The 18,006-nt window shown below is 30.6% G+C and carries 18 protein-coding genes; 7 read left to right on the forward strand and 11 right to left on the reverse strand.

Annotated features, from left to right (window positions below):
• From metC to L8T82_RS03445, 3 genes are read right to left on the reverse strand one after another with little or no spacing between them, the layout of a single operon-like run.
• Nucleotides 1-1,170 (reverse strand): cystathionine beta-lyase, encoded by a 1,170-nt coding sequence (metC, locus tag L8T82_RS03435; RefSeq protein WP_263665765.1) that lies wholly within the window; start codon nucleotides 1,168-1,170, stop codon nucleotides 1-3.
• A gap of 12 nt (nucleotides 1,171-1,182) precedes the next feature.
• Entirely contained in the window at nucleotides 1,183-2,622 is a 1,440-nt protein-coding gene (gene dcuC / locus L8T82_RS03440; RefSeq protein ID WP_133319587.1) for a C4-dicarboxylate transporter DcuC, read from the reverse strand.
• A 3-nt stretch (nucleotides 2,623-2,625) separates the two neighbouring features.
• Nucleotides 2,626-2,988: a Rid family detoxifying hydrolase gene (locus L8T82_RS03445; RefSeq protein WP_044598311.1), complete on the reverse strand. Its 363-nt coding sequence runs from the start codon at nucleotides 2,986-2,988 to the stop codon at nucleotides 2,626-2,628.
• A gap of 167 nt (nucleotides 2,989-3,155) precedes the next feature.
• Between L8T82_RS03445 and L8T82_RS03450 the strand changes: the two genes are divergently transcribed.
• Complete coding sequence (locus L8T82_RS03450) at nucleotides 3,156-3,830, forward strand: transcriptional regulator (protein WP_133319588.1); 675 nt, start codon at nucleotides 3,156-3,158, stop codon at nucleotides 3,828-3,830.
• 3 nt (nucleotides 3,831-3,833) lie between these two features.
• On the opposite strand, the gene L8T82_RS03455 is transcribed toward L8T82_RS03450, so the two are convergent.
• The 4 genes from L8T82_RS03455 to L8T82_RS03470 form a co-directional block, all read right to left on the reverse strand.
• The gene (locus L8T82_RS03455) at nucleotides 3,834-5,165 is read right to left on the reverse strand and encodes an anaerobic C4-dicarboxylate transporter family protein (RefSeq protein WP_263725871.1); all 1,332 of its coding nucleotides are present in this window, start codon (nucleotides 5,163-5,165) and stop codon (nucleotides 3,834-3,836) included.
• A gap of 20 nt (nucleotides 5,166-5,185) precedes the next feature.
• The gene (gene argH / locus L8T82_RS03460) at nucleotides 5,186-6,583 is read right to left on the reverse strand and encodes an argininosuccinate lyase (RefSeq protein ID WP_263725872.1); all 1,398 of its coding nucleotides are present in this window, start codon (nucleotides 6,581-6,583) and stop codon (nucleotides 5,186-5,188) included.
• Nucleotides 6,584-6,755: 172 nt separating this feature from the next.
• Nucleotides 6,756-7,217 (reverse strand): ankyrin repeat domain-containing protein, encoded by a 462-nt coding sequence (locus L8T82_RS03465; RefSeq protein WP_263664792.1) that lies wholly within the window; start codon nucleotides 7,215-7,217, stop codon nucleotides 6,756-6,758.
• A gap of 51 nt (nucleotides 7,218-7,268) precedes the next feature.
• Complete coding sequence (locus L8T82_RS03470) at nucleotides 7,269-8,693, reverse strand: catalase (RefSeq protein WP_263661128.1); 1,425 nt, start codon at nucleotides 8,691-8,693, stop codon at nucleotides 7,269-7,271.
• A gap of 218 nt (nucleotides 8,694-8,911) precedes the next feature.
• On the opposite strand from L8T82_RS03470, the gene L8T82_RS03475 reads away from it, so the two are divergent.
• From L8T82_RS03475 to acpS, 3 genes are all read left to right on the forward strand, one after another.
• Nucleotides 8,912-9,550 carry a transcriptional regulator gene (locus tag L8T82_RS03475; RefSeq protein ID WP_220566805.1) on the forward strand — a complete coding sequence of 213 codons (639 nt, stop codon included), beginning with the start codon at nucleotides 8,912-8,914 and terminating at the stop codon, nucleotides 9,548-9,550.
• Between the two features lie 65 nt (nucleotides 9,551-9,615).
• Nucleotides 9,616-10,161 carry a flagellar basal body-associated protein FliL gene (gene fliL, locus L8T82_RS03480; protein WP_133319594.1) on the forward strand — a complete coding sequence of 182 codons (546 nt, stop codon included), beginning with the start codon at nucleotides 9,616-9,618 and terminating at the stop codon, nucleotides 10,159-10,161.
• Nucleotides 10,161-10,517, forward strand: a complete 357-nt coding sequence (gene acpS, locus L8T82_RS03485; RefSeq protein ID WP_263725873.1) for a holo-ACP synthase — start codon at nucleotides 10,161-10,163, stop codon at nucleotides 10,515-10,517. Before fliL ends, acpS begins: the two co-directional genes overlap by 1 nt.
• 8 nt (nucleotides 10,518-10,525) lie before the next feature.
• Here the strand turns inward: acpS and fabG are convergent, their stop codons facing one another.
• Both fabG and gpmI read right to left on the reverse strand, forming a co-directional pair.
• On the reverse strand, nucleotides 10,526-11,269 hold the full coding sequence (gene fabG / locus L8T82_RS03490) for a 3-oxoacyl-ACP reductase FabG (protein ID WP_263725874.1): 744 nt from the start codon (nucleotides 11,267-11,269) through the stop codon (nucleotides 10,526-10,528).
• 14 nt (nucleotides 11,270-11,283) lie between these two features.
• Nucleotides 11,284-12,762 (reverse strand): 2,3-bisphosphoglycerate-independent phosphoglycerate mutase, encoded by a 1,479-nt coding sequence (gene gpmI / locus L8T82_RS03495; protein WP_263725875.1) that lies wholly within the window; start codon nucleotides 12,760-12,762, stop codon nucleotides 11,284-11,286.
• A gap of 78 nt (nucleotides 12,763-12,840) precedes the next feature.
• Between gpmI and mraY the strand changes: the two genes are divergently transcribed.
• On the forward strand, nucleotides 12,841-13,899 hold the full coding sequence (gene mraY / locus L8T82_RS03500; protein WP_263725877.1) for a phospho-N-acetylmuramoyl-pentapeptide-transferase: 1,059 nt from the start codon (nucleotides 12,841-12,843) through the stop codon (nucleotides 13,897-13,899).
• Nucleotides 13,899-15,098 carry a UDP-N-acetylmuramoyl-L-alanine--D-glutamate ligase gene (murD, locus tag L8T82_RS03505; RefSeq protein ID WP_263725878.1) on the forward strand — a complete coding sequence of 400 codons (1,200 nt, stop codon included), beginning with the start codon at nucleotides 13,899-13,901 and terminating at the stop codon, nucleotides 15,096-15,098. Before mraY ends, murD begins: the two co-directional genes overlap by 1 nt.
• Here the strand turns inward: murD and L8T82_RS03510 are convergent.
• Nucleotides 15,090-15,953: a LysR family transcriptional regulator gene (locus L8T82_RS03510; RefSeq protein WP_133319600.1), complete on the reverse strand. Its 864-nt coding sequence runs from the start codon at nucleotides 15,951-15,953 to the stop codon at nucleotides 15,090-15,092. The genes murD and L8T82_RS03510 overlap by 9 nt on opposite strands.
• 106 nt (nucleotides 15,954-16,059) lie before the next feature.
• Between L8T82_RS03510 and L8T82_RS03515 the strand changes: the two genes are divergently transcribed.
• The gene (locus tag L8T82_RS03515) at nucleotides 16,060-17,097 is read left to right on the forward strand and encodes a YeiH family protein (protein WP_263725879.1); all 1,038 of its coding nucleotides are present in this window, start codon (nucleotides 16,060-16,062) and stop codon (nucleotides 17,095-17,097) included.
• 57 nt (nucleotides 17,098-17,154) lie between these two features.
• Here L8T82_RS03515 and L8T82_RS03520 read toward each other — a convergent pair whose 3' ends face one another.
• A complete protein-coding gene (locus L8T82_RS03520; RefSeq protein WP_263725880.1) occupies nucleotides 17,155-17,991 on the reverse strand; it encodes a universal stress protein in 837 nt (278 codons plus the stop codon).
• Between the last annotated feature and the right edge of the window lie 15 nt (nucleotides 17,992-18,006).

The following is an 18,006-nucleotide window of genomic DNA, read 5'->3' on the forward strand; positions in this document are numbered from 1 at the left end:
TTATCCTTTAAAATTTATTTTTTCAAATGCTTGTTTTAAATCAGCAATCAAATCCTTACTATCTTCAAGACCTATATGAAATCTTACAAAAGGACCTCTAGTGCTCCAATCTGTTGCCGTTCTTGGCGGAGTAGTAACAGTAGCTAAACTCTCATATCCACCCCAACTTGCACCGATTGAAAAATACTCTAAATTATCTACAAATTTAACGGCTTGTTCTTTAGAAATACCATCTGCAAATTCAATTGTTACCATACCATTAGTGCCTTTATGATCACGCATAAAAACTTCATGGTTTGGATGAGTTTTTAATTTTGGATAAAAAATTGTTTTAACTTCTTTTCTACTTTGTAAAAACTCTACTACCTCATCTGCACTTTTTTCATGAGCCCTCATTCTTACATCTAAAGTTCTCATACCACGAAGCACTAAATAAGCATCATCAGGACTTGTAGTAAATCCTAAAGCTTCTGGCAATTTGTCAAAATTTTTCCATTCTTTTTCATTAATTACCACTATACCCATAGTAACATCTGAATGCCCACTTAAGTACTTAGTCGCTGCAATTACTGAAATATCCACTCCAAGCTCAAGCGGGTTTAAAAAATACCCACTTGAATAAGTATTATCAATCGCTACTGGTATGTTATGTTTGTGCGCAATTTCGCAAAGTTTTGGTAAGTCTATGATTTCATAAAGTATAGAACCTGGACTTTCACAAAGGATTAATTTTGTATTTGGTTTGATTTTTTCCTCTACATCAGAAGCATCAGCTTTTAGAAAGTCAATTTCTACGCCCATTTTAGTTAAAAATAAATCACAAATTGTTCTAACAGGTCCATAAATAGCATCAGTGATTAAAAAATGAGCATCTTTACTAGCATAATTTAAAAGCACCATAGCTAATGCTGCAAGCCCTGTTGGGAAAAGTTGTGCTCTATAACCACCCTCAAGCTCACAAATAAGTTTTTCAAGTTCAAAATTTGTAGCTGTTCCTCTAGCACCATAACTTAAAACACGCTCATTTTTTCTTAGCTCGCGGTATTTTTGCCAAGTAGCATGATCTTTAAAAAGTATGGTTGATGCACGCATTAAGGTTGGATTAACTGATCTTGCTTCAGCGTTTTGATCGCCTCTTCCTAGGTGGATTAATTTAGTTTTATTATTCATTTTAAGTCCTTTTTACAAATAAACATAAGTCATAATCACATTAACAATAGCAGCTACAAGCATAGGAATAGCTGTTCTTTTTACAACTTGCAATGGATTTACTTTAGCCATAGCTGAAATTGCCAAAATAGCTGGTGCAATAGGTGAAACACATCTACCAAAACCTGTCATGATTTGGATAGGTGCTATCATAGTTATAGTTTCAACTCCAAAAGATTTTGCTATATTTGGAATGAGTGGTGCAAAAGAAAAAAATGCTGCATTTCCTGAACCCATTAAAAATGCGCACACAGCAAGTAAAATAGAAACTGCTATGATGATAGCAAGCACTCCAAAACCTGCATCTTTTGCAAAGTCTATTAAAGTATCTACAAAACCAACCGATAAAAGGCCACTTGCAAAAACTTGGCCACAAACGATCAAAGAAACCGTGATTACAAACAAATGTCCCATACCTTTGAAAAATACCATGATAGAATTTAAAGTATCAATTAAACTTTTATAACGAATGATTTCAAAAATAATTGCTATAAAAGTTGAAATCATCATAGCAACCGGTACATTCATTCTAATTGCAGTAGATGAAGCTGCTTTAACTTCTTCCATGGTAGTAAATCCCGTTAACACCATAATGCTATCTAAAACACTACTAAAGCCCAAAATTAACACTAAAGGTATAATAGGTAAAATCGCATAAATTCTAGGTGGTTTTTTAAGCTCTTCACTTTTGCCATCATGTTCTGCTAATTCTTTTTCAACATCATCACGGTTAAATGTGAAATTTTCTTTTTTATCAAAATATTTTGAGCAAAAATAAATCGCAATACCCACTGCTATAATAATAGGCACAGTTGTAGGAAGCTGATAATGCACAAAATATACCGCAGGATCAATTTCAGCTGTTTTTGCAGCTAAAATTACATTACCACTTCCTGGACCATGGTCAATGTATTGACAAATAGCAATAATCGAAAGCGCAGAAAGCTTAGAAACACCTGAACGCACTAAAATAGGGTACATTGTAACCATAAGCAAAAGTGCTAAACCTGCATGTGAAGGTATAAAAAGCACTAAAAACTGGATCACAAAATATGAAACCAACAATAAAACATAAGGTGATTTCACAGCTTTTAAAGGTCTTTCAAATACTTTAAATAAAGCATAACTTGCACCTACATGATCCATATAAGCAGAAAATCCTGCTATACACATTAAAGTAAGTCCAAGACCTGCTAGAGTACTTGACATTTTAGTATTTACTACTTGAAAAATATCAAAAAGACCTAAATGTAAAGATTGTTTTTCATTAATAATTGGAGAAAGTCCAAAAATTCCTGCTAAAGCTAACAAGAATAAACCACTTAAAAGCAACGCCATGTGGGCGTTGATTTTTTTATAGAGCATAAAAACAAGTAAAAATACAGAACATCCTGCAAAAAATAAACCCAACATGCTCTATCCTTTATGAGCAATAACCTCTATCTCCACTTTTGCTCCTTTAGGAAGATCTTTTACCGCAAAAGCACTTCTTGCAGGATATGGAGCTGCGAAAAATTCAGAATAAACCTCATTGAAAGCCAAAAAATCATCAATATTTGCTAAAAAGCAAGTCGTTTTAACTACATTATTAAAATAAAGATTATTTTCTTCTAATATAGCCTTGATATTTAACAATGATTGTCTTGTTTGTTCTTTTACATCTTCACTTTCTATGTTTCCACTTTGTGGATTAATAGGAAGTTGTCCTGAAATAAATAACAAACCATTAGCTTCTCTATAAGCTGAATATGGTCCTATAGCCTTTGGATAATTTGCCATGTATACTCCTTGTGTTTAAATAAAATCATAATATAATATTATCATCATAATAATAAATTGTCAATATTTTTTTATCATAATAATAATTTTTTTTATTGTTGTAAATATTAACAACTTTGATGAAAATATTTTGTAAAATAACAAAAAACAACAAAAAGGTCTAGATCATGGATGAACAACAAAAAGAATTATTTATCAAACTCACTCAATTTTTAGGGCAAGTTCTTGGAGATCAGTATGAAATAGTTTTTCATGTGATTTCACCTGAGGGTTCATATATAGCAGCCATTGCAAATAATCATATTAGCGGAAGGACAATCAATTCTCCATTAACCTCTTTTGCGAGTGAGCTTGTACAAGAAAAAGAGTATTTAAATAAAGATTTTTTATGTGATTACAAAGCAAAGGTTGGAAAGTCTAAGATCGTTACTGGATCAACCTTTTTTATAAAAAACCAAAATAAAATTGTAGGAATTTTATGTATAAATCACGACACCACAGAACTTAGAAATGCTATTAGTAAAATCATAGAACTAGAAAAAATTAATGATTTTAGTGATTTATTAGATATTCACAATCAAAACAACGTAAATTTACACAATGTGAGTAATATAGAAACACTTAGTCATTCTATAGAAGATATTCTAGCTGAAAACATAGACTTAAAATATTTAAATTCAGGATATAGCTTAAGCACTGAACAAAAAGATGAGATTATTAAAAAGCTTCATTCAAAGGGAATTTTTAATATAAAAGGAAGTATACCTATAGTTGCTAAGTCACTTAATATATCAGAACCTAGCGTCTATAGATATTTGCAAAAATTTAAAAATAGCCTTTAATAGCTAAAAAACTATTTGCGATATAAAATAAGCACTCGCAACAGCACCAATGATTAAAGCAAAACCTGGTCTTAAATAAGAGTGATTGATCACAAATTTTCCTATTTTTGTTGTGCCTGTTCTATCAAAAGCCACACAAGCTATTTGATTAGCTCCTGGAACTATAAAATCTCCACTCACGCAAGGATAAAGCACGATAAGAATTTGAGGAGGAATTCCCAAACTCACACCCAAAGGCATCAAAGCAGCTACTGTTGCAGCTGGAGAAAAAATCACCATAGAAAAGGCAAATAAAGCTACACCAAATAAATACGGATAATCTTCTACAATATGTGATAAAGAATCACTAAATAAAGGCTTGTAAGCTTCAAAAAATGTCCCTGTCATCCAAGCTATACCAAAAACCCCTACAACGCCTATAAGTCCTGATTTAAATACAGAAGCTTCACCAAGTTTATTAGCAGGAACTTTAGCAAAAAGCATAATTAAACAAGCTGTTGCAAGCATGATCATTTGAATTAAATTTGGGGTAGAAAGTCTTTCTATTTTACCATTTGCAAGCTCATAGTGAGGTAACAAATTTGTAAAAGTCCCAAAGAAAATAATGGTTAAAATCCCCAAAGCAAATATTAATAAAGCTCTTTTTACTTTAGGATCTGTTTCTTGTTTATCTTCTTGTTTATCTTGAGTTAAAAACTGATATTCCCCTGCTCTTACTCTTCTTTGAAATTCCTCATCTTGCTCAAGCTCTTTTCCTCTTTTAAAAACGCTCAAACAAGCACATATAACACCAATTAAAAATGCTGGCATTACCACAGCTAATATTTGAACAAGTCCTACACCACTAATAGCTAAAATGGCTACCATACCTGCAGTGGCTGCACTCATAGGAGAAGCTACCACTGCAATACCTGCTGCTATAACTGAAACTGAAAGTGGTCTTTCAGGACGAATTTTAGCTTGAGCAGCTACTTCAGCAATCACCGGATAAATAGAAAAAGCTACATAAGTAGTACCACAAAATATTGTAAATGTGGATGTGATTAATGGGCCCATAAAAACAATAGCTTGAGGTTTTTTCTTTAATGCTTTTTCAGCTATTTTTACTAGCAAATCAAGCCCGCCTGCGCTTTGCAAAACACTCACGCAAGTAATCACAGCAAGTATAATAAACACAACACTCACAGGAAGTGAAGCTGGTTGCATACCAAAAACTAACACCAAAATACACATACCAAGCCCACCTGCAACCCCAAGTCCTATACCACCATATCTACCACCTATGGCTATCATAGAAAAAATAATAAAAAGTTGAAGTATAAAAATAATATCCATCTAATCTTCGCCCTTATTGTTTATTTTTTACATTTATCCAACAATTCTTTTGCATGTTCAATTTGCTCTAATACAACTTTAGTTCCTGTACCACCATAAGAAAGTCTTGCGTCTATACAAGTTTCTAAAGCAATTGCTTCATAAATATCTTCTTGGATATTTTCATTAAATTGATGGAATTCTTCCATGCTAAGCTCTTCAAGCATTTTTCCGTGTTTAATACAATAATTCACAGCTGAACCTACTATACTATGAGCTTCTCTAAATGGTATATTTTTTCTTACTAAATAATCAGCCATATCTGTGGCATTTGAAAATCCTTTTGCAGCTGCTGCTCTTGTATTATTAGCATTTACTTGCATTTTTTCTATCATAGGAGTTATAATTTTTAAACTTGCCATTAAAGTATCCATAGAATCATAAACTTGAGCCTTATCTTCACTCATATCAGTATTATAAGCTAATGGAATACCTTTCATAATAGTTAGCATTGCCATAACATTACCATACATTCTACCTGTCTTACCACGCATTTTTTCAGCTACATCAGGATTTTTCTTTTGAGGCATTATGCTTGAACCGGTACAAAAATCATCACTTAATTCTATAAATTTAAAATCTTGACTTGAAAAAAGTATAAGCTCTTCACAAAAACGACTAAGGTGCATGAAACACATTGCAGCAATAGCAGTAAATTCAACCATATGATCTCTATCACTTACACTATCAATGCTATTTTCTGTTGGTTTAGTAAAGCCTAGTTCTTTGGCACAAAAATGTCTGTCTATATTAAATGTAGTTCCACCAAGTGCAGCTGCTCCCAAAGGACACTCATTCATTCTTTTATATAAATCCTCAAAACGAGAATAATCCCTACTTAACATCCAAAAATACGCCATAATCCAATGTGAAAAAAGCACTGGCTGGCCCGTTTGCAAATGCGTATAACCTGGCATAATAGCTTTGATATTTTTTTGAGCTTGATGGACGATTTCTTCTTGCAAAGTAGTAATTTGAGTTAATACTTCTTTAATAACTGCTCTCATATGAATTTTTGAATCAAGAGTAGTTTGGTCATTTCTACTTCTTGCGGTGTGAAGTTTTCCACCTACTGGACCTACGATTTGTGTCATTCTTTTTTCTACAGCCATATGAATATCCTCATCAGCTATATCAAAAACAAAGGTTCCATTTTGAATTTCTTCTCTAACTTGTTCTAAGCCCTTAATGATAGTTTTTGCTTCATCGTCTTTTATAATACCTTGTTTTGCAAGCATGATGCAGTGAATTATACTACCTTGTATATCAAAAGGAGCAAGTCTTGGCTCAACTGGTAGTGAAGCAGTATATTCTTCAACTAATTTATTTGTAGGTAAATCAAAACGCCCACCCCATAATTTTTCTGTTTTGTTAGACATTTGTTATCCTTTCATTAAAAAATTAGGGGTAATTTTATTTGAATTTATTTTAATTTAGCTTAAATTTTTTATTTCTATAATAAAAAATTTTAAAAATTTATAATTTAATAATAGAATTTTTTGATAATTTTAAATAAATAAAATATATTTTTAATATATTATAAATTTTTAACTATTTTTTGAAAATTTTTAATACACTAAAAGCTATTTTTTTAAGAAAACTTTTTTTAGAATGCCTTGTTAAAAACTCTACTATATCTCTATGCCCAAACATCAACGCAAAAGTAAAAGGTGTCATACCAAGACCATTGTTTTCATCAATATTTGCTCCATGTTCTACCAAAAGCTTACACATAGGTAAATATCCTTTAAAACACACCCCTGCTAATGGAGTTTGTCCTCTATCATTTTTCTCATCTACCCTAGCATTATTTTCTAGTAAAAACTTAGCACATTCATAAGCATTATGATAACTTGCAAGCATTAAAAGACTATCGCCTTTATGATTTTTTAAATTCACACTCAAACCCGCTTCTATCATAATCTTTAAATTTTGTAAATCATTTTGTCTTGCGTAATCAAAAGCCATAGTGCAAAGCTCTTGAATTCTTTTTTCTTCTTCATTACTAAACATATTTTTCCTTTATAATCTTTAGTTTGCCACTTTTAAAGTGGCAAGTAAAAATTACATTTTCAAAGCTTTTTTAACACCATTTGCATATTCACTTGAAATTTTTTCAAAATGACTTAATGCTCTAGCAATAATTTTTTCATCAACCCCACTCATAGAAGCAGCGATATTTTTAAATAATTGCTCTTTTTGATCTTGATTCATTATATCAAACAAGGCTCTTGGTTGGGTGTAAAAATCATTATCAAGTGGAGCATATCTTTGTGCATTACCTTCAAGTGCTAAGTCAGGCTCTAGGTAATTTTTATCTTCTTTTGGACTATCATCATAACTATTTGGTTCATAATAAGCAAGACCATTTTTATAAGTGTCAAAATTCATAGCACCTGCTACATTATAAGTATTTACTTCACTTTTTGCACGATTAACTGGTAATAAATGATAATTTGTCCCTATGCGGTATCTGTGTGCGTCAGGATAAGAAAAAATTCTAGCTTGCAGCATTTTATCAGGACTAAAACTAATACCAGGAACAATATTGCTTGGACTAAATGCAGCTTGTTCTACTTCATTAAAGTAATTTTGTACATTTTTATTAAGTACTAATTCGCCTACTTCAATTAAAGGCACAATACTATGTGGCCAAACTTTAGTTAAATCAAAAGGATTAAAACCTAATTTTTCTGCTTCATCTTCTTTTAAAACTTGAATTTGGAAAGTCCATTTTGGAAAATCTCCTTTTTCAATAGCTTCATATAAATCTCTTTGATGACTTTCTCTATCATTTGCTATTAAATTTGCCGCTTCTTCGTTGGTTAAATTTTTAATACCCTGCTTTGTTTTAAAATGAAATTTCACCCAAAATCTTTCGTTTTTATCATTAATCAAACTATAAGTGTGACTTCCAAAACCATGCATATGACGATAGCTTGCAGGAATACCTCTATCACTCATTAAAATAGTAACTTGATGTAAGCTTTCAGGACAAAGACTCCAAAAATCCCATGCAGCATTATTGCTTCTTAAATGATTTCTTGGATCTCTTTTTTGAGTGTGGATAAAATCAGGAAATTTATATGCATCTCTTATAAAAAATGTCGGAGTATTATTACCTACTAAATCCCAATTTCCTTCTTTAGTATAAAATTTAATAGCAAAACCTCTTACATCTCTTTCTGCATCAGCTGCACCTGCTTCGCCTGCAACGGTTGAAAATCTTATAAATAAAGGTGTATTTTCTCCAAGCTGTAAAACTTTTGCCTTGGTGTATTGAGAAATATCTTTAGTGATTTTAAGCTCCCCATAAGCACCGCTCCCTTTTGCATGAACAGTTCTTTCTGGAATTCTTTCTCTATTTTGATGGGCAAGTTTTTCTAACAAAATATAATCTTGCATTAAAAGTGGACCCTTAGCACCTGCGCTTAATGAATTTTGATTATCGGCTATGATATTTCCGAAATCATTGGTTAGTTTTTTCATCTTTTCTCCTTTTTATAAATAATAATTTTTATTATTTGATAAATTATATCCCTATATTATTAAAATAAAATTAAACAATAAAAATTATTATTTTTGAAAAAATAATCTTTTTTTAAGCATAATTATTTTTATTTTGTATTAAAATTGTTGAAAAATAAGAATAAGTGCTCTTATTTTAAATATTTTTACTACAAAATTAATAAAACAAGGAGAGTTTAATGGATAAAGAAACAAGAACTTACTATATTAAATTAGTGAAATTTCTTGCTGATGCTTTGGGAAGAAATTATGAAATAGTTTTGCATGATGTAAGTGAAGATGGTACTAATATAGCAGAAATAGCTAATAATCATATTAGCAAAAGAACTATAAATTCACCTCTAACAGGCTTTGCTATTGAAATGATTAAAAACAAAATCTATTTAGAGCGTGATTATATAACACATTATAAAACTTCAGCTAAAAGCTCACAAGTAATGTCAGGCTCTACTTTTTTTATTAAAAAAGATGAAAAACTTGAAGGTTTGCTTTGTATTAATCATGATACTTCAGCATTTAAAAAAATCTCTGATGAAATTTTAAATCTTGGAAATATTTATGATAATTCTTATGAAAGTCCTGAACAAGAAAATAAAGAATACATAAAACTTGATTTAGAAGAAATCGTTGAAGATATTACGGGGATAGATATTGAAAGTTTTAAAAATAAAAGTTTAAAACCAAAGGAAAAACAAAAAATGATAGCTAGCTTATATGAAAAAGGCGTATTTAATGTAAAAGGTGTTATTCCTAAAGTTGCGGAGCTTTTAAATATTTCAGAACCTAGTGTTTATAGACATTTACAAAAGATTAAATAATCATAATTTAAAAAAAATATAATTTTTGATACAATAACATTTTAAAATTTTATAAAAGGAAAAATATGGCTGATGATATGATGGATGAACAAGGTGAATCAAAGAAAAAAGGCGGGAATACTTTAGTAATCATTATCGTTGTATTTTTATTTGTATTTTTACTTGTTATTGTAGGAGCAATTGCTTATCTAATGTTTAGTGGCGGCTCTGAAGAAAATCCTACCCCGCAAACTGAAGAAAGCGCACAAGTTGCACAAGCTCCTAAAAAAACAAATGCAGTAGCAGCTAGAGGGAGTGATTATGCAAATATTGGCGTGATGTATCCTTTAGCACCTTTTACGCTAAATTTATTAAGTGATGGTGGATCAAGATATGTAAAATGCACCATTCAACTTGAACAAAATGTTGAAACATTAACTCCTGAACTTGATAAAAAAGTTGCTATTATTAGAGATATTATCATTAGAACTTTAACATCAAAAACCTTTGAAGAAGTAAGCACTACAAAGGGTAAAGAAAGATTAAAAGATGAATTAACCGGTAAGATCAATGAAGTTTTAACTGATGGTTTTATCAAAAATATTTATTTTACCGACTTTGTAGTATCTTAATGATAGGCTGTGACATAGTCGTATGCTCTCGCATAGAAAAAATTTATGAAAGACATAAAACACTTTTCTTGGATAAATTTTTGTCCAAGAAAGAGCAAAGTTATATAAAAAATACCAACACTCTAGCCGGATTTTGGGCTATTAAAGAAGCTGCCTCTAAGGCTTTGGGGGTTGGAATTTCTAAAGAATGTTCTTTTTTTGACATCACCATCTCTAAGGATGATAAAAATGCTCCACACATTAGTTTTTCTCAAAAAGTCATGCAAGAATTTAAAATTGAATCAACAAGTGTAAGCGTGGCGCATGATGGGGGTTTTGCTATAGCAGTAGTAGCTATAGAAACTAAGCAAGGTTAAAACCTTGCTTACATATAAAGTCCACCGTTGACTTTTAAAATTTCCCCTGTGATATAAGAAGAATGATTGCTTAATAAAAATGCCACAGCTTGAGCTACCTCGCTTGCATCTGCAAAACGCTTTAAAGGGATATTATTAATATAATTTTGTTTTATTTCATCACTTAAAACTTCAGTCATATCACTTTTTATAAAACCTGGGGTAATGCAGTTATATCTTATATTTCTTGCTGCACCTTCTTTAGCAAAAGATTTTGTTAATGCTATCATACCGCCTTTACTAGCACTATAATTAGTTTGACCTGCATTTCCCATTTCTCCAACTATAGAAGCGATATTTACAACCGCGCCAAAACGCTTTTTACTCATAGTTTTTAATGCCTCTCTACAACCTAAAAAGCTTGAATTTAAATTAGCATTAATCACTGAATAAAAATCATCCATACTCATTCTAAGCGCTAATTTATCATTAGTAATACCTGCATTATTAACTAAATAACTAAGCTCACCATCACTTTCTACTATAGTTGCAATAGCGCTTGTAAATTCTTCTTCAACACTTGCATCAAATTTAATCACAGCTGCAGTGCCACCACTTTTTTCTATCTCTTCTTTTAACGCATCAGCAAGTTCGGGCTTACTTCTATAATTAATCCAAACTTTTAAGCCATAACTTGCTAATTCTTTGGCTATTGCTGCACCTATACCTTTACTTGCACCTGTTATTAAAACATTTTTTCCACTAAATTTCATTGTTCTCCTTTAAATTAAAATAAAGCCTCATCCATTTCTTTTGGGATAGGTAAGTTTAAAATTTTAAGCACGCTTGGTGCTATATTACTAAGCCCCATGCCTTCTTTGAGCTTATCTACTCCTTTAGCTTCGACAAAAGCAAAAACATCAAAGGTTGTGTGATTAGTGAGCATATTTTCTTTTTCATCCCTCATCGCTTCACAGTTTCCATGATCTGAAGTAATAATAAAAGCATAATCATGCTCTCTTGCTTTAGCAATAACCCTACCTAAACACTCATCTACACATTCAACCGCACTAATCGCAGCTTCAAAATCACCCGTATGTCCTACCATATCACCATTTGCAAAATTTACTACGATAAAATCCATACCACTTTCTATACCCTTAAGCACCTCATCTGTGACTTCTTTAGCACTCATTTGAGGTTTTTCATCGTATGTTTTTACTTTAGGACTTGGAATTAAAATTCTTGTTTCATTGCATTCTAATTCTTCTTTTCCCCCATTAAAGAAAAAGGTTACATGAGCGTATTTTTCTGTTTCAGCTGTGTGAAGTTGGCTTAAATTTGCATTAGCTATCACAGAAGCTAAAGTATTATTTAACTCTTCTTTTTCAAACATCACAGGTAGTTTAAAACTCTCATCATACAAACTCATAGTAATGGCATTTTTTATAAGCACTTCTTTTGGAAATTCATTAAAACTTTCTTGGGTTAAAGAAGCGACTAATTGACGCATTCTATCATTTCTAAAATTGATAAAAATCACACCATCTTCAGCCTTAATTCCATCAAAGTTTTGACTAATAACTGGGGTTAAAAACTCATCTGTGATATTTTCATCATAGTTTTTTTGTATAAATTGCATAAAATCATCACACTTTGGTGCCTTAGCAAATAAAGCATCATAATAAGACTTAACCCTATCATAGCGCTTATCTCTATCCATAGCATAAAATCTTCCCGATAAAGAAGCAAAATTAACCCCTTCTTTTTCGCAAAATTCCTGTAAAGATTTTATAAATTCTAAACCTGAATTTGGAGGACAATCCCTACCATCACTAATTGCATGCGCAAAAACTTCTTTATTTTCTTGCCTACAAATTTTTAAAAGTGCATTAAAATGTGTATGCATAGAATGCACCCCGCCATCACTATAAAGCCCTATAATATGCACTCTTTTGCATTTTTGCAATAAATCTTTTAAAGCCTTATTGTCTTTTAAAGTGTCATTTTCTATGGCTTTATTTATCTTGACTAAATTTTGATAGATTATGCGTCCACTACCTATACACATATGCCCTACTTCGCTATTACCCATTTGACCTTCAGGTAAGCCAACTGCCAAGCCACTTGTTTTTATCAAAACATTAGGGGTATTTTCAAAAAGCTTATCATAAGTTGGCTTTTTAGCATGAAAAAAAGCATTATAGTTTGAATTTGTATTATGTCCTATACCATCTGTGATTATCAAAATACATTTTTGACTCATTTTTTACTCTTTTTTATAATTTATTTATGTGATTTTACTAAAATTATGCTTTTAAAAAACAAATACAAGGTTAAAATTTTGCTTTATCTTACAGAATATACAAATTATATGTTTTTTTCTTATATTAGCGTGCGTGCTGGTTTTGCATTTTTTATTGCTTTATTTTTGAGTTTGTATTTAATGCCAAAATTTATCAAATGGGCTCAAAATAAAAAAGCAAATCAACCTATTTATGAATACGCTCCACAATCACACCAAGCTAAATCTCATACCCCTACTATGGGTGGGCTTGTTTTTATCTTTGCTACTATCATAGCAAGTGTTTTAAGCGCTGATTTAAATAATAGTTTTGTAATCGTTGGATTATTATGTTTAGTACTATTTTGTACTATAGGCTTAGTTGATGATTTTGGGAAAATTTTAAAAAAAGACAATCACGCAGGATTAAGCCCAAAAATGAAACTACTAGGGCAATTTAGCGCTGCTTTTATCTGTGTTGGATTATTATATTTATTTGATATAAATACTGAATTTTATTTACCTTTTTACAAACATGCTATTTTTGATGGTGGTATGTTTATGTTGTTTTTATGGATTTTAGTTATTGTATCAAGCTCTAATGCTGTAAATTTAACCGATGGGCTTGATGGTCTTGCAACCGTGCCTTCTATATTTTCTCTTTTAAGTCTTGGTGCTTTTTTGTATTTAAGTGGAAATGCTATTTATAGTTCTTATTTATTTTTACCTAAAATTCAAGGACTAGGAGAACTTGTGGTGCTAAGCTCAGCTTTAGTTGGCGCGCTTATGGGATTTTTGTGGTATAACTGCTATCCTGCACAAGTTTTTATGGGAGATAGTGGGAGTTTAAGTATAGGGGCATTTTTAGGCTATCTTGGTATAGTAAGTAAAAATGAAATTTTACTTTTGCTTATAGGCTTTGTATTTGTTTTAGAAACTATTTCAGTGATTTTACAAGTAGGAAGTTTTAAAATCTTTAATAAAAGAGTATTTAAAATGGCACCTATTCATCATCATTTTGAAAAAATAGGTTGGGTGGAAAATAAAATCATCGTGCGTTTTTGGATGATAGCCTTACTTGCAAATATCATTGCATTAATTAGTATAAAGTTAAGATAATGAAAATTTCACTTTTTGGATACGGAAAAACAACTAAAGCTTTTGCGCAGCGTTTTGGAAATTGCGATATTTATGATGATCATTTTGCAAGTATAAGTAAAGATGAATTTAACAATACACTTTTACCGCCTTGTGAATTTGATCCTTTAAAAAGTGACTTAGAAATTCCAAGTCCTGGCTTTCCAAATGATCATTTTCTCATACAGCAAGCAAAAAATTTAAGCAGTGAGTATGATTTTTTTTATGATGGCATGCCAAAAAGTGTTTGGATAAGCGGAACAAATGGCAAAACCACCACTACCCAAATGACTCATCATCTTTTAAAACACATCAATGCACAAATGGGAGCAAACATAGGAACTCCTTTAGCACAAATGGATATTAGTGTTAAATTATGGATTTTGGAAAGTTCATCTTTTTCGCTTTTTTACACCAAAGTAGCTAAACCTGAAATTTATGCACTTTTACCTATCACGCCCGATCATCTTTCTTGGCACAAAAGCTTTGAAAATTATGAGCAAGCCAAGCTTAGCGTGCTTGAAAGAATGAATGAAAATGATGTGGTAATTTTACCTAAAAAATATGAGGCTTATCCAACTCATGCTTATGTTATAAGCTATGAAGATGAGCAAGATTTAGCTAAAAAAATGCAAATTGATTTAGAAAAAATTCATTTTAAAACCCCATTTTTGCTTGATGCTCTTATTGCCTTAAGTATAGAAAAAATCATACTAGATCGTTGCTCTTATGAGCTTTTAAACGAGTTTAAGATAGAAAAAAACAAACTTGAAGAAATATTTGATCATAAAAATAGACTTTGGGTAAATGATACTAAAGCAACTAATCTTGATGCTAGTTTAGCTGCTCTTAAACGCTATAAGGATAAAAAAATTCATCTTATCATAGGTGGGGATGACAAGGGAGTGGATTTAAGCGCTTTATTTGTTTTTATGAAAGAGCTTGATATAGAGCTTTATGCCATAGGAAAAAGCACCAATAAAATACTTGATTATGCTAAAAATGCTAATTTAAAAGCACATTTTTGTGAGTTTTTACCTAAAGCGGTAGAAAAAATCAATCAAAACTTAACTAATGATGAAGTAGCCCTACTAAGCCCTGCTTGTGCAAGCTTAGATCAGTTTAAGTCTTATGAAGAAAGAGGAGAGCTTTTTAAAAAATGTATTCAAGAATTAAGCTAAATCTTTTTGAATGCAAAATTTTAAAAACTCACATAAATTTATAAATTTATTGCTTGGTTCTTTATTTTTATGATAAATCAAGCAAAGCTCTCTTGAAATTTTAAAATTTTTTAATCTTACTTCAAATAAACTTTTAGCTTCGAGCTCTTCTTTAACACTAAATTTAGGTAAAACTGCTAAAAATTTACCTTTTTTAGTCAACTCTTTTATCATAGCAGTTGAGTTTAACTCATAAACCAAATTAAGCTTTACATCTTTAGGCAAAGCATTTAAAAACACTTCTTTTGCACCTGAACCTTGCTCACGACTTAGCCATTTAAAATCCTTTAATTCATCTATGAAAAATTCTTTTTTGAAGTCATTTTTACTCACCACAATAAGCTCATCATCACAAATTTTAATCTTTTTTATATCCTTATCTTTGCAAATCCCTTCAATCAAACCTATATCGATTTCTTTATCTAAAATATCTTTGATAATATTTTGACTATTATCCAAAGACAAATTTAATTTGATATTTTCTGCCTTTTGATCCAAAAAAGTTCCTAGTAAATAAGTACCTACATTTTGACTAACTTTCATACTTATTTCATAGCTTTGATCATCTTGCATTGCTTTTTCTATGCGTTCAAATTCTAAAATCAAAGGAGTGATTTGTTTTAAAAACACTTTTCCTTTTTCATTTAAACTTAAAAATTTAGCATTTCTATCAAAAAGCTTGGTGTTTAAACTTTTTTCAAGTTCAAATATAGCTAAAGACAAAGCAGATTGAGTTATATTTAATTCTTTAGCACAAGCTCTTAAATTTAAATTTCTACACAAGGCTTGAAAATATTTTATTTGTTTAAAAGTCATAAGCACTCTTTTGATAAATATTTTTAATCATTATATCAAATAAAATTAATTTTACTTATCACAAAAAAATCATTAAGATTACAAAAAACAAAAAAAGGAAAAATTCATGCATAAAAATATATATAAACATAGAAAATTTGAAGCTTTTTTACTGCTTTTTACTCTTGCTTTTTGTGCTTTTGCTATTTCTGAGCTTAATTTTTTTAAAAATCTTGGAATTTCAGCTTTAATCATAGCCGTGATTTTAGGAGCTTTAATAGGAAATTTAGCTCATCAAAATGCAAATTTACTCAAAAAATCAGGAGTTTTAGGCATAGCAACAAAAGAAATTTTAAGACTTGGAATTATACTTTATGGTTTTAGAATTACTTTTAATGATTTAGAAAAAGTTGGATTAAATGGGATTTTGCTAGCATTTTTAGTGGTATTTTCTACCTTTTTTATAGGGCTTTTGTTAGGAAAATTATTCAAACTTGATCTTAAAGAAAGCATACTTATAAGTAGTGGCTCAAGCATTTGTGGAGCAGCTGCTGTGATGGCTAGTGAAAGCATTGTTAAAGGTGGCTCTGCTAAAGTTGGCGTAGCAGTTTGCACTGTGGTTGTGTTTGGAACTTTAGGGATGTTTTTATATCCTTTGGCTTGGAATTTAGGTTGGTTTGATTTTTTTAATTTAAAGCAAATGGGGTATTTCATGGGAGCAAGCTTACATGAAGTTGCACATGCTGTTGCAGCAGGTGAAGCTGTAAAAGCAGGAGATGGTGCTGTCATAGAAAAAATGTTGCGTGTTTTAATGCTAGTACCTTTTTTGATTTTCTTAAGTCTTTTTTCATTGAAATTTCTAAGTAAAAATAATGAAAAAATCTCCATTAAAGCAAATATTCCTTATTTTGCTTTGTGGTTTTTATTTGCATGCGGTATTAGCTCACTTGAAATATTAAATACAGATTTTGCGCTTAACTATATAAAACCAAGCATACAAACTATAGACACACTTTTGCTTTCTATGGCTATGGTAGCTTTAGGAGTAAATATCCATAAAAATGTTTTAAAAAATGCAGGTTTTAAACCATTTTTAATGGCATTTTTTCTTTTTATATGGTTAATCTTTATATCAATTAGTTTTATTTTATTATTAAATTTATAAATACATGAAAATTCTTCATGTATTTATTTTATAATCTTTAATCAAAATAGATTAATGTTAGCGAATTAACAATAAAGGTTTTTTAGCCTTAGTTAAAATATCATTTGTCAAACTACCAAATAAAATACTTTTTAACCAATGATGTGAATAAGCTCCCATAATCAATAAATCTATATCATTTTGCTCACCAAAATCAAATAAAGCTTGAGTAATCTCTCCATTTAAATATTGAGTTTGCACATTTAAATTTGCTTCTTTAAAAATTTGACTTACTTGAGCTAATAACTCACAAGAAGATTTTTCATCTTTAGAAACATTTACTACATAACGCTTTGCTTCTTTAAAAATAGGTCTTTTAATGGCTTGTTCTATAGCCTTTTTAGCTAAATTACTCCCATCATAAGCCATCATTACACTTTTAATCTCTTTAAAAGTAGAATTTACAAGCAAAATAGGCACATTTAAAGCTCTTACTAGTTCTTCTGTATGAATGCCTATTTTATTTTTTTTACCTCCGCCTTTTAAACCTGCTATGGCTAATCTTATTTGACCATTGTATTCTTTTAAAACTTCTTCTAAATCTCCATCTCTTTGCACACTAAAGCATTCTTTTACACCTTGTTCTTTTGCATAAGCACAAAATTCTTCTAAAATTCTTTGCCCTTTTTTGCAAAGATTTTCATTTTTTTGACTTTGCTCTTCTACTAAATCTTCAATCACACACCCACTAGCGCCTATGCCAAAACTACAAGCTAATTCAGCATTAGTAAAATTTGGTTCTATGGTATATAAAAACATTAAAGGTAAATCTAGCTTTTTAGCTAAATACACCCCATAATGCAAACTTTCCCTACAAGGCTCTAAAACATCTACACAAACTAGAATTTTTTCCATTTAATATCCTTTTGT

Source organism: Campylobacter sp. IFREMER_LSEM_CL292 (genome assembly GCF_025771615.1).
In the GTDB taxonomy this organism is placed as follows: domain Bacteria; phylum Campylobacterota; class Campylobacteria; order Campylobacterales; family Campylobacteraceae; genus Campylobacter_D; species Campylobacter_D lari_D.

What these genes read in the sequence shown, in the direction of transcription:
- metC (WP_263665765.1), bottom strand. Translation starts at nt 1,170, where the DNA reads ATGAATAATAAAACTAAATTAATCCACCTAGGAAGAGGCGATCAAAAC.
- dcuC (WP_133319587.1), bottom strand. Translation starts at nt 2,622, where the DNA reads ATGTTGGGTTTATTTTTTGCAGGATGTTCTGTATTTTTACTTGTTTTT.
- L8T82_RS03445 (WP_044598311.1), bottom strand. Translation starts at nt 2,988, where the DNA reads ATGGCAAATTATCCAAAGGCTATAGGACCATATTCAGCTTATAGAGAA.
- L8T82_RS03450 (WP_133319588.1), top strand. Translation starts at nt 3,156, where the DNA reads ATGGATGAACAACAAAAAGAATTATTTATCAAACTCACTCAATTTTTA.
- L8T82_RS03455 (WP_263725871.1), bottom strand. Translation starts at nt 5,165, where the DNA reads ATGGATATTATTTTTATACTTCAACTTTTTATTATTTTTTCTATGATA.
- argH (WP_263725872.1), bottom strand. Translation starts at nt 6,583, where the DNA reads ATGTCTAACAAAACAGAAAAATTATGGGGTGGGCGTTTTGATTTACCT.
- L8T82_RS03465 (WP_263664792.1), bottom strand. Translation starts at nt 7,217, where the DNA reads ATGTTTAGTAATGAAGAAGAAAAAAGAATTCAAGAGCTTTGCACTATG.
- L8T82_RS03470 (WP_263661128.1), bottom strand. Translation starts at nt 8,693, where the DNA reads ATGAAAAAACTAACCAATGATTTCGGAAATATCATAGCCGATAATCAA.
- L8T82_RS03475 (WP_220566805.1), top strand. Translation starts at nt 8,912, where the DNA reads ATGGATAAAGAAACAAGAACTTACTATATTAAATTAGTGAAATTTCTT.
- fliL (WP_133319594.1), top strand. Translation starts at nt 9,616, where the DNA reads ATGGCTGATGATATGATGGATGAACAAGGTGAATCAAAGAAAAAAGGC.
- acpS (WP_263725873.1), top strand. Translation starts at nt 10,161, where the DNA reads ATGATAGGCTGTGACATAGTCGTATGCTCTCGCATAGAAAAAATTTAT.
- fabG (WP_263725874.1), bottom strand. Translation starts at nt 11,269, where the DNA reads ATGAAATTTAGTGGAAAAAATGTTTTAATAACAGGTGCAAGTAAAGGT.
- gpmI (WP_263725875.1), bottom strand. Translation starts at nt 12,762, where the DNA reads ATGAGTCAAAAATGTATTTTGATAATCACAGATGGTATAGGACATAAT.
- murD (WP_263725878.1), top strand. Translation starts at nt 13,899, where the DNA reads ATGAAAATTTCACTTTTTGGATACGGAAAAACAACTAAAGCTTTTGCG.
- L8T82_RS03510 (WP_133319600.1), bottom strand. Translation starts at nt 15,953, where the DNA reads ATGACTTTTAAACAAATAAAATATTTTCAAGCCTTGTGTAGAAATTTA.
- L8T82_RS03515 (WP_263725879.1), top strand. Translation starts at nt 16,060, where the DNA reads ATGCATAAAAATATATATAAACATAGAAAATTTGAAGCTTTTTTACTG.
- L8T82_RS03520 (WP_263725880.1), bottom strand. Translation starts at nt 17,991, where the DNA reads ATGGAAAAAATTCTAGTTTGTGTAGATGTTTTAGAGCCTTGTAGGGAA.